12 protein-coding genes are annotated in these 13,078 nt (G+C 65.2%); 7 read left to right on the forward strand and 5 right to left on the reverse strand.

The window, feature by feature from the left end:
- Nucleotides 1-115: 115 nt before the first annotated feature.
- Nucleotides 116-916, reverse strand: coding sequence for an inositol monophosphatase family protein (locus tag P5W99_RS06515; RefSeq protein ID WP_421023799.1), 801 nt, complete (start codon nt 914-916; stop codon nt 116-118).
- Between the two features lie 345 nt (nt 917-1,261).
- On the opposite strand from P5W99_RS06515, the gene P5W99_RS06520 reads away from it, so the two are divergent.
- Nucleotides 1,262-2,131 carry an RNA methyltransferase gene (locus tag P5W99_RS06520; protein WP_421025201.1) on the forward strand — a complete coding sequence of 290 codons (870 nt, stop codon included), beginning with the start codon at nt 1,262-1,264 and terminating at the stop codon, nt 2,129-2,131.
- Nucleotides 2,132-2,380: 249 nt separating this feature from the next.
- The gene (cysE, locus tag P5W99_RS06525; protein WP_421079388.1) at nt 2,381-3,199 is read left to right on the forward strand and encodes a serine O-acetyltransferase; all 819 of its coding nucleotides are present in this window, start codon (nt 2,381-2,383) and stop codon (nt 3,197-3,199) included.
- Between the two features lie 51 nt (nt 3,200-3,250).
- Here cysE and P5W99_RS06530 read toward each other — a convergent pair whose 3' ends face one another.
- The 4 genes from P5W99_RS06530 to P5W99_RS06545 all read right to left on the reverse strand — a co-directional run bounded on the left by P5W99_RS06530 (nt 3,251) and on the right by P5W99_RS06545 (nt 6,074).
- Complete coding sequence (locus P5W99_RS06530) at nt 3,251-4,048, reverse strand: UDP-2,3-diacylglucosamine diphosphatase (protein WP_421079389.1); 798 nt, start codon at nt 4,046-4,048, stop codon at nt 3,251-3,253.
- A gap of 24 nt (nt 4,049-4,072) precedes the next feature.
- Complete coding sequence (locus P5W99_RS06535; RefSeq protein WP_035531969.1) at nt 4,073-4,567, reverse strand: peptidylprolyl isomerase; 495 nt, start codon at nt 4,565-4,567, stop codon at nt 4,073-4,075.
- A gap of 138 nt (nt 4,568-4,705) precedes the next feature.
- On the reverse strand, nt 4,706-5,287 hold the full coding sequence (locus P5W99_RS06540) for a peptidylprolyl isomerase (protein ID WP_421023802.1): 582 nt from the start codon (nt 5,285-5,287) through the stop codon (nt 4,706-4,708).
- Between the two features lie 70 nt (nt 5,288-5,357).
- Entirely contained in the window at nt 5,358-6,074 is a 717-nt protein-coding gene (locus P5W99_RS06545; RefSeq protein ID WP_421079391.1) for a tetratricopeptide repeat protein, read from the reverse strand.
- A gap of 323 nt (nt 6,075-6,397) precedes the next feature.
- Between P5W99_RS06545 and cysS the strand changes: the two genes are divergently transcribed.
- The 5 genes from cysS (at nt 6,398) to P5W99_RS06570 (ending at nt 13,046) form a co-directional block, all read left to right on the forward strand.
- Entirely contained in the window at nt 6,398-7,795 is a 1,398-nt protein-coding gene (gene cysS, locus P5W99_RS06550) for a cysteine--tRNA ligase (protein WP_421079392.1), read from the forward strand.
- Nucleotides 7,796-7,842: 47 nt separating this feature from the next.
- Complete coding sequence (locus P5W99_RS06555) at nt 7,843-8,790, forward strand: DNA-3-methyladenine glycosylase family protein (protein WP_421079393.1); 948 nt, start codon at nt 7,843-7,845, stop codon at nt 8,788-8,790.
- Between the two features lie 131 nt (nt 8,791-8,921).
- Nucleotides 8,922-9,893 carry an acetyl-CoA carboxylase carboxyltransferase subunit alpha gene (locus P5W99_RS06560; RefSeq protein WP_434662261.1) on the forward strand — a complete coding sequence of 324 codons (972 nt, stop codon included), beginning with the start codon at nt 8,922-8,924 and terminating at the stop codon, nt 9,891-9,893.
- Between the two features lie 51 nt (nt 9,894-9,944).
- Entirely contained in the window at nt 9,945-11,390 is a 1,446-nt protein-coding gene (gene tilS, locus P5W99_RS06565; protein WP_434662263.1) for a tRNA lysidine(34) synthetase TilS, read from the forward strand.
- 405 nt (nt 11,391-11,795) lie between these two features.
- On the forward strand, nt 11,796-13,046 hold the full coding sequence (locus P5W99_RS06570; RefSeq protein ID WP_421023807.1) for an aspartate kinase: 1,251 nt from the start codon (nt 11,796-11,798) through the stop codon (nt 13,044-13,046).
- Nucleotides 13,047-13,078 lie beyond the last annotated feature (32 nt).

Genomic DNA, 13,078 nt, shown 5'->3' on the forward strand with positions numbered 1-13,078 from the left:
TGAGGTGCCATCGTGGATCATCAGGGCGACGACCTCGCGCGAGACACCGTGCGCGAAACAAAAAAGCGGCCGAAGCCGCTTGATGCGCCAGAGCTGCGCGCGCAGGCGGCTTCGCTCAGCCTTCCTTCTTCACGCGCGTGTACTTCGAGAGCACGGGCACCATTTGCGCGTAAATCTTCGGATTGCCCGCGACGACTTCACCCATGTGCAGGAAGTCGGAGTCGCCCGTGTAGTTGCCGACCAGGCCGCCGGCTTCCGTGACGAGCAGGCCGCCCGCCGCGACGTCCCACGGGTTGAGACCCTGTTCGAAGAAGCCGTCCATGCGGCCCGCCGCGACGTTCGCGAGATCGAGCGCGGCGGCGCCCGGGCGGCGCAGGCCGGCGCAGACGTTGGTCATTTCGGCGAAGAGCTCGCAGTAGCTATCGAGGCCGTTCTTTTCGCGGAACGGAAAGCCTGTGCCGATCAGGCCGTCGGCGAGCCGGTCGCGGCGGCCCACGCGGATGCGGCGGTCGTTCAGGAACGCGCCGCGGCCGCGCGAGGCGGTGAAGAGGTCGTTGCGGGTGGGGTCGTAGACCACTGCCTGCGTGACGATGCCCTTGTGCGCGAGCGCGATCGAGACGCAGTAGTACTGGAAGCCGTGGATGAAGTTGGTCGTGCCGTCGAGCGGATCGATGATCCACTGATATTCCGATTCGTTCTCCGAGTGGCCGGATTCTTCGGCAAGGATCGCGTGATCGGGGTAGGCGGTCTTGAGCGTGTCGATGATGGCCGCTTCGGCCGCCTTGTCGACCTCCGTGACGAAATCGTTATGCTGCTTCTTCGCGACCTGGATGAGGTCGAGGTCGAGCGACGCGCGGTTGATGATCTGTCCGGCGCGGCGCGCGGCCTTGACAGCGATGTTGAGCATGGGATGCATGTGCCTGGATCCTTGTTGTCCGGCGCTTGCCCGAGCATGCGGCGCGCCGGTGGTGCAGAAGATAAAAGCGTCTAACGATTGGACAGGGCGCGAGCCACGAACGGCTCGCGGCTGGGCTTACAGGTCCTGAACCGCCAACGGAGACGAATTGGATAAGAGCGGGGCGCGTTGGCCTGGCCGGCCGAAAACGCGCGAATCTCGTATTTTACCCGAATATAGGTATTCCTATATCGCTGTATCGATAGCCATGCCGATAGAGGCTGGTCGACGGCGCGGATAGGCCGGGAGGCCAAGGCGCGATAACATAGAAATTTCTATATTTGTTGCTCTCAGAGATTCATCTTGGTGCCCCCAGATTCACACGTCCCGCCCGCCCATCCGGCCGCTACAGCGGCATCCCCGTCGCCCGCCGGCGAGGCCCACGAACCGCTACGAGGCGGTTTCACGTCCACCCGCTTCGTGCTGGTCGAGCCCAGCCATCCGGGCAACGTCGGCGCCGCGGCGCGCGCGCTGAAGACCATGGGTTTTTCGCGACTCGTGCTGGTCGCGCCGCGCGTGCCGCAGGTCCATTGCGATCCGGAGGCCGTCGCGATGGCGAGCGGCGCCGACGACGTGCTCGCCGCCGCCCACATCGTCCCGACGCTGGCCGACGCCCTCGCGGGCGTGCAATGGTCGATGGCGCTCACGGCGCGCACGCGCGAATATGGACCCCCGCCGGGGGCGCCGCGTCAGGCGGTGCAAGATGCCTGCCGCCAGGTCGCGCACGGTGATATCGCGCTCGTGTTCGGCAACGAGCGCACCGGGCTCTCGAACGACGACGTCGAGCGCTGCAGCGCGCTCGCCCACATTCCGGCGAATCCGGCCTACAGCTCGCTCAATCTCGCGCAGGCGGTCCAGGTGCTGGCCTACGAACTGCGACTGGCGTACCTCGGCGAGGGCGAGCCCGGCATGGCATTGCCGGGCGCGGGGGCGGTGCCGGGCGGGCCGTCCGCAGGGACGCCGCTCGCCACGAGCGACGACATCGAGCGCATGTATGTGCATCTCGAGAACGCCCTGATCGCGCTCGATTTTCTCGATCCCGCCAATCCGAAGAAGCTGATGTCGCGTCTGCGCAGGCTGTTCGCGCGCTCCGGGCTCGAGCGCGAGGAGGTCAACATCGTGCGCGGTATCGCCAAGCACATCCTGATGCGCAAGGGCAGGGAAGGCGGGAAATAGCCCGCATCGAGGCCCGCGTCGAGGCCCGCATCGACGCCCCTAAGGAGGCGCACCGGGAGCAGACGCCACGGCCGCGCGTTCGACCTTGATGCCTGCGGGGGCTTGCTGGCTTGCGCGCGCCTTTCGCCTACAATCGATTTTCGATCACAAGCAAATCAGGATGGCTGCTAAAGCCGCGCATGAGCTGTGCGCGCCAAGGGCGACGCGCGGCCTTTTCCCCATGTCCCTCACGTCGAGCGTGTGACAGCCATGTTCAAGAGACTTCGCGAAGACATCGCCACGATCCGCGAGCGCGACCCCGCCGCCCGCAGCGCCTGGGAAGTCTTGACCTGTTATCCGGGTCTGCATGCGCTCGTCCTGCATCGCTTTGCCCATGCCTGCTGGCTCGCGAAGCGCCGCTGGCTTGCGCGCTATGTCTCGCAGGTCGCACGCTTTTTGACCGGCATCGAGATCCATCCGGGCGCCACCATTGGGCGGCGCGTGTTCATCGATCACGGCATGGGCGTGGTGATTGGCGAGACCGCTGAAGTCGGCGACGACTGCACGATTTACCAGGGTGTGACGCTCGGCGGCACGTCGCTCACGCGCGGCGCGAAGCGCCATCCGACGCTCGGCCCCGGCGTGATCGTGGGCGCGGGTGCGAAGGTGCTGGGCGGTTTCACGGTAGGCGCGCAGGCGAAGATCGGCTCGAACGCCGTGGTCGTGAAGCCGGTGCCCGCGGGCGGCACCGCGGTGGGTAATCCGGCGCGCATCGTCGCGCCCGCGAAAACCGCGCCGGAGCAAGTGAAGTCGGGGAGCGCGCGTGAGGGCTTCTGTGCCTACGGCATCACGCCGAATGCCGATGACCCTGTTTCGCTTGCCATTCACGGCCTGATCGATCATGCCGCCACGCAGACGCAGCGCGTGGATGCGATTGCCGCCGCGCTCGAGCGGCTGGGCGCGCGGCTCGAGGCGCTACATGGCGCCGATGCGACGCTCGCGGAACTGCGCCGGCTCTCGGAGGGACTAGAGGGCGGGGCGACCCCGCGCGAGCCCGGAAATGCACAAGAACAGGCGGCACGCGTCTGAGCGTCTCACGGTATTTTTTCATGTCGCTGGCGCGTGTTTTCCGGCACGCGCTCAATCGAGCGGCAACATCCTGAACCCTTCAGCGTCGACGCGCAAATAGCCGCCGCGCGACTTGCCGTGATCGAGATCCCAGTCGGGCAGCACCCAGCGCGTGCCGCCGGGTTCCTGATGGCGCGCGGGACGATGCGTATGCCCGTGAATGATCGTGTTCGCGCGTGCGCGCCTGAAGAGCGTCGCAACCCCCTTGGCGGTGACATCGTATTTCGGCAGCGCGGGCCGCTCGCGGCCTGCCTCGCTCTTGTGGCGCATGCGCTCGGCGAGTGAGCGGCGCCAGCGGAACGGCCACGCGAGAAAAAGCAGTTGCGCGAGACGGTTGCGCGCGAAACGGCGAAAGAACTGATAGCCGCGATCGTCGGTGCACAGCGCGTCGCCGTGAGCGAGCGCGATGCGCGTGCCGAATGCGGTGATGGCGATGGGGTCGGGCAGCCAGATGGCGCCCGTGGCTTTCATGAAGCGCTTGCCCAGCAGGAAGTCGCGGTTGCCGTGCATGACGTAGAGCGCGATGCCGCGCTCGGCGAGCGTGTGCATCAGCGCGGTCATGCGCGCGACGAAAGGATCGGCGAGCATGTCGTCGCCGATCCAGTATTCGAAGAGGTCGCCGAGAATGAACACCGAGTCGGCCTGATCGGCCGTGACGCTGATGAAATGCTCGAACGCGGCGACCGTGCGCGGAATGGCTGCGCTCAGGTGCAGGTCGGAGATGAAGAAAAACGGACGCGCCGCGTGCGGACGTCTGCCCTCGCCGGGCACGCCCGCAGCGGCGTGTCTTAATGCCTTTTCCTGCAGCATGAACGAAGCGCGCGCGTCTTGACGTTATTCGACGACGACAGCCTTCTCGATCACGACGTTTTCGAGCGGCACGTCCTGATGAAAGCCCTTCGAGCCCGTCTTGACCTTCTTGATCTTCTCGACTACGTCGAGACCGTCGACGACTTTGCCGAACACGGCGTAACCCCAGCCTTGCGGCGTCGGCGACGAGTGGTTCAGGAAGTCATTGTCGGCAACGTTGATGAAGAACTGCGCCGACGCCGAGTGCGGATCGTTGGTGCGCGCCATGGCGATCGAGCCGCGCTCGTTCTTCAGGCCGTTGTTCGCTTCGTTCTCGATCGGTGCCTGGGTGGGCTTTTGCTGCATGCTGGCGTCAAAGCCGCCGCCCTGGATCATGAAGCCGTCGATGACGCGGTGGAACACCGTGCCGTCGTAGTGGCCGCTCTTCACGTAGTTGAGGAAGTTGGCGACCGTCTTCGGTGCCTTCTCGGCGTTCAGTTCGAGCTTGATGACGCCGTGGTTCGTGTGCAGTTCGACCATGATGGATCCTTAGTCAGTGGCTGGGGGGAAAGGGCGGCGCGGTAGCGGTACGAGGCGGGGCGTGTGGCCGCTCGCGTGTACCGTTGCAGCGCCGCGTGACGAATAGTGAGGCAGCTTTGCGACGATTGAATTGCGGCGTTACTTGCCGACGACGGTGGCCGACTGGATCACGATTTCCTTTTGCGGCACGTCCGACATCGGGCCGCGCGAGGTGGTGGGCGCCGCTTCGATCTTCTTCACGACGTCCATGCCCTGGGTGACCTTGCCGAACACCGCGTAGCCATTGCCGTCCGGGTTCGGATAGTCGAGGCCGGCGTTGTCGACGGTGTTGATGAAGAACTGCGCCGTGGCCGAGTTCGGATCGCTGGTGCGCGCCATCGCGATGGTGCCGGTGAGGTTCTTCAGTCCGTTCTTGCTCTCGAGCGGAACAGGCGCGCGCGTGGGCTTCTCGACGAAGCTCGTAGTGTAGCCGCCGCCCTGGATCATGAAGCCGCGGATCACGCGATGGAAGATCGTGCCGCTGTACTGGCCGGACTTCACATACTGGAGGAAGTTGTCGACGGTCTTGGGCGCCTTCTCGGGATAGAGTTCGACGCGGATATCGCCTTCACTGGTCTTGAAGAGCACCTGCGGATGCGCGGCCTGCTGGCCGGTTTGCGCAAAGGCGGGCGCGTTCGCGATCAGGGCGGCGCTGCCGAGCGCCAACATCAACCATTTCATGAGTGTCCTCGGAAGTACGGGAAAAACGTGTCGCTGCGCGCCGCCGAACGAATCCGAAGCGCGCCGCGGCTTAGCGCGACGGCGCCACGAAGGGCGGCGTCGCGAGCGACCCGGTGGGGCCGCCGAACTGGTACACCGGATTGTCGAGCATCGGGCTCACGGTCGTCGTCCCGGCTTCCGGCGCGGGTGTTGCCGCTGCCGCTGCTGCGCGCGCGCGCTGCTTCGCTGCCGGCGGATTGACGATCTTCTCAATGTCGGTCAGGCGCTGCAGTGTTGCGCCGCTCGTGTGGCCAAGGCTGCTCGCGTGGCGGTACGACGCGTCGGCCATGCGCAGGTACAAATCGCCGAGGTTTTCCCACGCGAGACTGTATGAAGGGTTGGCCTTCGTGGCCGATTCGAGCGCGACGCGCGCCTCTTCATAGCGGCCATGCTTCGCGTAGAGCGTCGCGAGATTGTTATAGGGCTCGGGCAACTCGGGGTAGGCTTGCGTGAGCTCGGTAAAGGCTTCAATGGCGTCGTTGTCGCGGCCAAGGCGTGCGAGGATGGTCGCGCGCTTGAACTTCGCCTGCACGTCACGCGGGTTCGACTTGATGCGCGCGTCCAGCTCCGTGAGCGCCGCCGCCCAGTTGCGCTGGGCGATCGCCGCATCGGCGCCGGGTGTGCCATCGGCCGTGGCAGGCGGCGCGGCATGCGCCACGAACGCACCGCCGAAGACGAACGCGACACTCGCGAGAGCTGCCGCGGCAAGGGTCGCAGCGCGGGGCGCGCAGGCGCTGGAAGATTTCATAGGGGAAGGTCGCGGTGTTATACTCCGAGCCATTCTAACAAAAGGTCTGTGCGTTTTCGTCGCGCGCTTTTGGCCGCGCGACAGCGGGTGCCTGTCGAGCGTCCGCTCCGGTTCGTCGCGGCTTGTTGTGGCCGGCCCCCGGGGTGTTGCTTCCGGACAGTCTTCGCGGCACGCCAGGCTTTCTTTCACTACTCGTGGTCGTCTCCGCCCTGATGACTGATTGAGCGCGACTGTACGCAGCCTCGGGCAACGCGGTGCATTCACTCGCGGGCTGTTGTCGGCGCTGTCGCGGATTTCTTTCGACCCACGTATCCATCGTCTCTATGGAATCACTGCGCATCTACAACACGCTCGCGCGTGACAAGCAAAATTTCGTGCCAATCGAGCCCGGCGTCGTACGCATGTACGTCTGCGGGATGACGGTGTACGACTATTGCCATGTGGGGCACGCGCGCGTGATGGTGGTGTTCGACATCGTGCAGCGGTGGCTGCGCACGCTCGGCTACAAAGTGACCTACGTGCGCAATATCACCGACATCGACGACAAGATCATTCGCCGCGCGGTGGAAAACGGCGAGACGATCAAGGCGCTGACCGACCGTTTCATCGATGCGCTGCACGAAGATGCGGATGCGCTCGGCGTCGAGCGTCCCGATCTCGAGCCGCGCGCGACGCAGTACATCCCGCAGATGCTCGACATGATCGGCATGCTGGAAAGCAATGGCTACGCCTACCAGGGCAGCGACGGCGACGTGAATTACGCGGTGCGCAAGTTCGCGAGCTACGGCGCGCTGTCGGGCAAGTCGATCGAGGACCTGCGCGCGGGCGAACGAGTCGCGGCGAACGACGCCAAGCAGGATCCGCTTGACTTTGTGCTGTGGAAGCAGGCTAAAGCGGACGAGCCCGCCGACACGAGCTGGGATTCGAAGTACGGCCGCGGCCGTCCGGGCTGGCACATCGAATGTTCGGCAATGGGCTGCACGCTGCTCGGCAAGCATTTCGATATTCATGGCGGCGGTCAGGACCTGCAGTTTCCGCACCATGAGAACGAGATTGCGCAAAGCGAAGGCGCCACCGGCGAGAAGTTCGTCAATTACTGGATGCACAACGGTTTCGTCCAGATCGACAACGAGAAGATGTCGAAGTCGCTCGGCAACTTCTTCACGATTCGCGAGGTGCTGGCGAAGTACGATGCGGAAGTCGTACGTTTTTTCATGGCGCGCGCGCACTACCGTTCGCCGCTCAATTACAGCGATGTGCACCTCGACGACGCGCGCAATGCGCTCACGCGTCTGTACACGGCGCTCAAGGATGTGAGCCCGGATGCGGGCGAACTTGACTGGAACGAGGCGCACGCGCAGCGTTTCCAGGCGGCAATGAACGACGATTTCAATACGCCGGTTGCCATCTCGGTGCTGTTCGAGCTGGCAACCGAAGTGAACCGCTCGCGCGACGCCGTGCTGGCGCGTCAGTTGCAGCGCCTCGCGCGCGTGCTCGGCGTGCTCGTGCGTGAGCCGCGCACGTTCCTTCAGCAGGCCGCGGGCGCGCAAGATGCGGGCGCGCTCGACGTGGCCGCGATCGAGGCGAAGATCGCGGCGCGCACCGCTGCGAAGCAGGCGAAACAGTATGCGGAGGCGGACCGGATCCGGGCCGAACTGCTCGATGCCGGTGTCGCGCTCGAAGACAAACCGGGCGGGTTGACCGAGTGGCGCCGCGTGTAAGCGGGCTGTCCAGTTTCCACTGATCGATTCGCGAGGCAGGAGGCAGGATGGCAACGGCCACGAAGACGCAGGCAAAGCGCTCTGCGTCGCTCACGGGCGCGGCAGGCGAGGCTAAAAGGCGCGCCGCGCGCACTGGCGCCCTGAAGGCGCAGCAAGAAGACACCGCTGCGGTTGACGGCGCGAAGAAGGCGGGCGCGAAGGCGCAGGCCGAGCATCACGCGCCCAATGGCGCCGTCAAGGCGGGCGCCGCGGCCAGGCCGGCGCGCGCGAAGGGCAATGGCGCGCTCGACGGCGCCGCACCGATGGCGAGCGCATTTTCCGAGGGTGGCACCGCCAGTGACGGCATCGAGGCGCCGGCGGCGTCCGTGTGCGGCAACGAGCCGGAGGTCGTGCGTCCCGACTACTGGGACAAGGCTTGCGCGGATCTCGTCAAGCGCGACCGCATCCTCAAGAAGCTCATTCCGAAGTTCGGCCCTGTGCATCTCATGAGCAGCGACGACCCCTTCGTCACGCTCGCGCGCTCGGTGGTCGGCCAGCAGATCTCGACCGCGGCGGCCCAGGCGTTGTGGCAACGCGTCGAATCCGCATGCCCGAAGCTCGTGCCGCAACAGTTCCTCAAGCTCGGCCACGAGAAACTGGCGGCGTGCGGTCTGTCGAAGCGCAAGACGGAGTACATCCTCGATCTCGCCCAGCACTTCGTCTCGGGTGCGCTCCATGTGGGCAAGTGGACCAGCATGGAAGACGAGGATGTGATCGCGGAACTCACGGCCATTCGTGGCATTGGCCGCTGGACCGCCGAGATGTTCCTGATCTTCAACCTCGCGCGCCCCAACGTGCTGCCGCTGGACGACCTCGGACTCATCCAGGCAATCAGCGTCAACTACTTCAGCGGAGAGCCGGTCACGCGCAGTGAAGCCCGTGAAGTCGCGGCCAACTGGGAGCCGTGGCGAACCGTCGCAACCTGGTATATGTGGCGCAGCCTCGAACCGTCGTGAAAACGATGCTGCGACTCGGGTTTGTTAAGCTATTTTCTATCGATATCCGAATCTGATAGTTCAGTTCAGATTTCGACGATGGCCAGCGCGGTTAGAATACGCGCTGCCGCATAGTGCAAGGATTCCAACACATGAAAACCACGTTTCTGGATTTCGAGCAGCCGATCGCTGAACTCGAAGCGAAGATCGAAGAACTGCGCTTCGTTCAGGACGATTCGGCCGTCGATATTTCGGAAGAGATCGAGCGGCTGTCGAAGAAAAGCCAGCAGCTCACGAAGGACCTCTACGCGAACCTGAGCCCGTGGCAGGTCTCGCAGATCGCGCGTCATCCGCAGCGTCCGTACACGCTCGACTACGTGCACGAGCTGTTCACCGATTTCCATGAACTCCATGGCGACCGCGCATTCGCGGACGACCTTTCGATCGTTGGCGGCCTCGCGCGCTTCAATGGCCAGGCCTGCATGGTGATCGGCCAGCAAAAGGGCCGCGACACGAAGGAGCGCGCTGCGCGCAACTTCGGCATGCCGCGTCCGGAAGGCTATCGCAAGGCCGAGCGCCTGATGCGCCTTGCCGAAAAATTCGGCCTGCCCATCTTCACCTTCGTCGACACGCCGGGCGCCTACCCCGGCATCGGCGCGGAAGAGCGCGGCCAGTCGGAAGCCATTGGCCGCAATCTCTACGTGATGGCAGAGCTCAAGACGCCCATCATCACGACGATCATCGGCGAAGGCGGTTCGGGCGGCGCGCTCGCGATCGCCGTAGCCGACACGGTCATGATGCTGCAATTTTCGACGTATTCCGTCATCTCGCCGGAAGGCTGCGCATCGATTCTGTGGAAGAGCGCCGCCAAGGCGCCCGAGGCCGCCGAGGCGCTGGGTCTCACCGCGCACCGGCTCAAGGCGCTCGGCCTGATCGACAAGATCGTGAACGAGCCGCTCGGCGGCGCGCATCGCGACCCGAAGGGCATGGCCGCGCTGCTGCGCCGCGCGCTCTCCGACTCGCTGCGCCAGTTCCAGGGTATGAGCGTCGCCGATCTGAAGGCGCGCCGTTACGAGCGCCTGATGGAGTACGGCAAGTTCAAGGAAACGACGTCGGGCGCGTAAGCGCGCGAAGTCGCTGACACGAGCCGGCGCCAGAGGCGCCGCCGTCATACCGTGACCGACCATCCCGAACCCGACGCCGGGCGCATCGTTCTCGATGCGCTCGGCGTTGTGCTTTCCAGCCTTCCCGCCGATGCGCGCATCGCCATTGCGTTCAGCGGCGGTCTCGACTCGTCGGTGCTGCTCGACGCGGCGGTGCGCACGGCGGGCGCGGCGCGGCTCGTGGCGCTGCACGTGCATCATGGTTTGAGCCCGAACGCCGATCAGTGGCTCGCGCATTGCGAGGCGACGGCGGGCGCCTGCGGCGTGACGTTCGACGCACGGCGCGTGACGCTCGCGCGCGACGATGCGATGGGCGCGATGGGCGTGGAAGCGGCGGCGCGCGAGGCGCGCTACCGCGCGCTCGATGCGATGTGTGAAGCGCACGGTGTTCGGTCGCTGTGGCTTGCACAGCACGCCGACGATCAGGCGGAAACGGTCCTGCTGCAATTGCTGCGCGGCGCGGGGCTGGCGGGACTCGCCGCGATGGCGCCCGCGCGCGAGATGACTGGCGCTGCCTCGCGCGTGCGGCCGTTGCTGCATTTGTTGCGTGCGCAACTAGAGCGCTATGCGCGCGCGTATCACGTGCACTGGGTCGAGGACGAATCGAATGCCGACACGCGCTATGCGCGCAACGCATTGCGCCATGACGTGCTGCCTGCGCTTTCCGCGCATTTCCCCGGTTTTCGCGATGCGCTCGCGCGTACGGCTGCACACGCTGCTTCCGCGCAACGCTTGCTCGATGACCTCGCGCGAATCGATTTGCACGCGGCCGGGCACGATGACACCGGCACGCTTTCGCATGCCGCGCTCGTCGCGTTAGACGATACGCGTGCGCTCAATCTGTTGCGCTACTGGATGCGCGCGCTCGGCTTGCCTGCGGCGTCGACCGCGCGGCTCGCCGACGCGCTGCGCCAGTTGCGCGAGATCGCGCGCGAAGGCGAGAGCCATGCGCTGCGGGTCGATCACGCCGGACGCACGCTGCGCTGCTATCGGGGCCGCGTGTCGTGGGAAGCGCCACGAGCGGAAGCGATGCCTGCGAGCACGGAGGACACCGTTGCGGGCGAAGGCGCCCGGCGCGGGCCCGTCAGCATGAACTGGCGCGGCGAGGAAGTCTGGCGCCTGCCATCATGGCGGGGCAGCTACGTCTTCGCGCCCGCCGATGCGAGCGATCCCGATGCCGTACCCGAAGACGTATTGCGCGAGGGCACGCTCGTGGCGCGTGCGAGAGGGGGGGGCGAGCGCCTGCGCGACGAGGCCGCGAACTTGAGCCGCACGCTCAAGAACCTGTTCCAGGCGCGCGGCGTGCCGGCATGGGAGCGCGATGTGCCGCTGCTGTATGTCGGCGAGACGCTGCTGTTCGTGCCCCGGATCGGCGTCAACCGCTCGGCGTTCGGTGCGCAAGGCGGTGCGTCACGCTGGCGGCGCATCGAATGGCGCGAGGATTTGCTGATTGCGTGAGCACGCCAGCGCCAAATGGGCCAGCGCAAATCCTTGCCGCACAAGCCTTTTTCGCCCCCGATGGCCCAATTTCGCCTTGTAATTTTGACCTTGATCGGGTAGGGTAGCTTGTTTGTCCAGCCCGCTTTTTCGCGTTCACGGACGCCGTCAAAAGCGGCGTATGCCGTGCCAGGACGCGATGTCTCCTTCAGCGGTATCCGACGGTTGCAAGGACGTCGTAGCGGTATGCGGGCAGGGCGCGCGAGCGCGTATCAGTATCTCCTCGATGCCGATGCGGCTGCCTCGCGGCCGCCCGGGCAAATTCCGCGTGTGCTGCACGCGCCAAGCCTTCGCGCGGCCTGAACGGTACCGGGCGGAGCCGTCTTCGGTGCGCCAGCGCGGTAACATCTCCAGTTCAGAACGACAATGGCACTCATCGTACACAAATACGGCGGCACCTCGATGGGCTCGGTCGAGCGCATCAAGAACGTTGCCAAGCGCGTCGCCAAATGGCACAAGGCCGGCCACAAGATGGTCGTCGTACCCTCGGCGATGTCCGGCGAAACCAATCGTCTGCTCGGTCTCGCGAAAGAGATTTCGCCGCAGCCGAGCCCGCGCGAACTCGACATGATTGCGTCGACCGGCGAACAGGTGAGCGTCGGTCTGCTGTCGATCGCGCTGCAAGAAGCCGGCGTGGACGCCATCAGCTATACCGGCTGGCAAGTGCCGGTCAAAACCGACAGTTCCTTCACCAAGGCGCGCATCAACGACATCGACGGCGAGCGCGTGCTGGCCGATCTCGATGACGGCAAGGTGGTCGTGATCACGGGCTTCCAGGGCATCGATCCGGAAGGCCACATCACCACGCTCGGCCGCGGCGGCTCGGACACCTCGGCGGTTGCGGTCGCAGCGGCGCTGAAGGCCGACGAATGCCTCATCTACACCGACGTGGACGGCGTCTACACGACCGACCCGCGCGTGGTGGACGACGCGCGCCGGCTCGATCGCATCACGTTCGAAGAAATGCTGGAAATGGCCAGCCTCGGCTCGAAGGTGCTGCAGATCCGCTCGGTGGAATTCGCGGGCAAGTATCAGGTGAAGACGCGCGTGCTCTCCAGCCTGACCGATCCGGCGATGAACCTCGACGAGGAAATGAAGTCGGGCACCCTGATTACCTTTGAAGAAGACGAGACCATGGAAAAAGCAGTCATCTCGGGTATCGCGTTCCAGCGCGACGAGGCCCGCATCATCGTGATGGGCGTGCCCGACAAGCCGGGCATCGCGTATCAGATTCTCGGCCCGGTGGCGGACGCGAACATCGACGTCGACATGATCATCCAGAACCAGAGCGTGGCCGGCAAGACCGACTTCACGTTCACGGTTGGACGCGGCGACTACCAGCGCGCAATGGATATCCTCACGAACCAGGTGAAGGGTCACGTGAGTGCCGAGCAGGTGCTGGGCGACGCGAAGGTCTCGAAGGTTTCCGTGGTCGGCGTAGGCATGCGCTCGCACGTGGGCGTGGCAAGCAAGATGTTCCGCACGCTCTCGGAAGAGGGCATCAACATCCAGATGATTTCGACGTCCGAAATCAAAATCTCGGTGCTGATCGACGAGAAGTATATGGAGCTGGCAGTCCGCGCGTTGCACAAGGCATTCGAGCTCGAGCACGCTTGAACCGGTGTCGTATGACGCGGGTGTGACGGGCA

It is taken from the genome of Paraburkholderia sp. A3BS-1L, from assembly GCF_051125215.1.
Classification (GTDB): Bacteria; Pseudomonadota; Gammaproteobacteria; order Burkholderiales; family Burkholderiaceae; genus Paraburkholderia.

Excerpts from the sequence above, each read along its gene's own strand:
- P5W99_RS06515 (WP_421023799.1), bottom strand. The coding sequence starts at position 916 with ATGCATCCCATGCTCAACATCGCTGTCAAGGCCGCGCGCCGCGCCGGA.
- cysE (WP_421079388.1), top strand. The coding sequence starts at position 2,381 with ATGTTCAAGAGACTTCGCGAAGACATCGCCACGATCCGCGAGCGCGAC.
- P5W99_RS06530 (WP_421079389.1), bottom strand. The coding sequence starts at position 4,048 with ATGCTGCAGGAAAAGGCATTAAGACACGCCGCTGCGGGCGTGCCCGGC.
- P5W99_RS06535 (WP_035531969.1), bottom strand. The coding sequence starts at position 4,567 with ATGGTCGAACTGCACACGAACCACGGCGTCATCAAGCTCGAACTGAAC.
- P5W99_RS06540 (WP_421023802.1), bottom strand. The coding sequence starts at position 5,287 with ATGAAATGGTTGATGTTGGCGCTCGGCAGCGCCGCCCTGATCGCGAAC.
- P5W99_RS06545 (WP_421079391.1), bottom strand. The coding sequence starts at position 6,074 with ATGAAATCTTCCAGCGCCTGCGCGCCCCGCGCTGCGACCCTTGCCGCG.
- cysS (WP_421079392.1), top strand. The coding sequence starts at position 6,398 with ATGGAATCACTGCGCATCTACAACACGCTCGCGCGTGACAAGCAAAAT.
- P5W99_RS06555 (WP_421079393.1), top strand. The coding sequence starts at position 7,843 with ATGGCAACGGCCACGAAGACGCAGGCAAAGCGCTCTGCGTCGCTCACG.
- P5W99_RS06560 (WP_434662261.1), top strand. The coding sequence starts at position 8,922 with ATGAAAACCACGTTTCTGGATTTCGAGCAGCCGATCGCTGAACTCGAA.
- P5W99_RS06570 (WP_421023807.1), top strand. The coding sequence starts at position 11,796 with ATGGCACTCATCGTACACAAATACGGCGGCACCTCGATGGGCTCGGTC.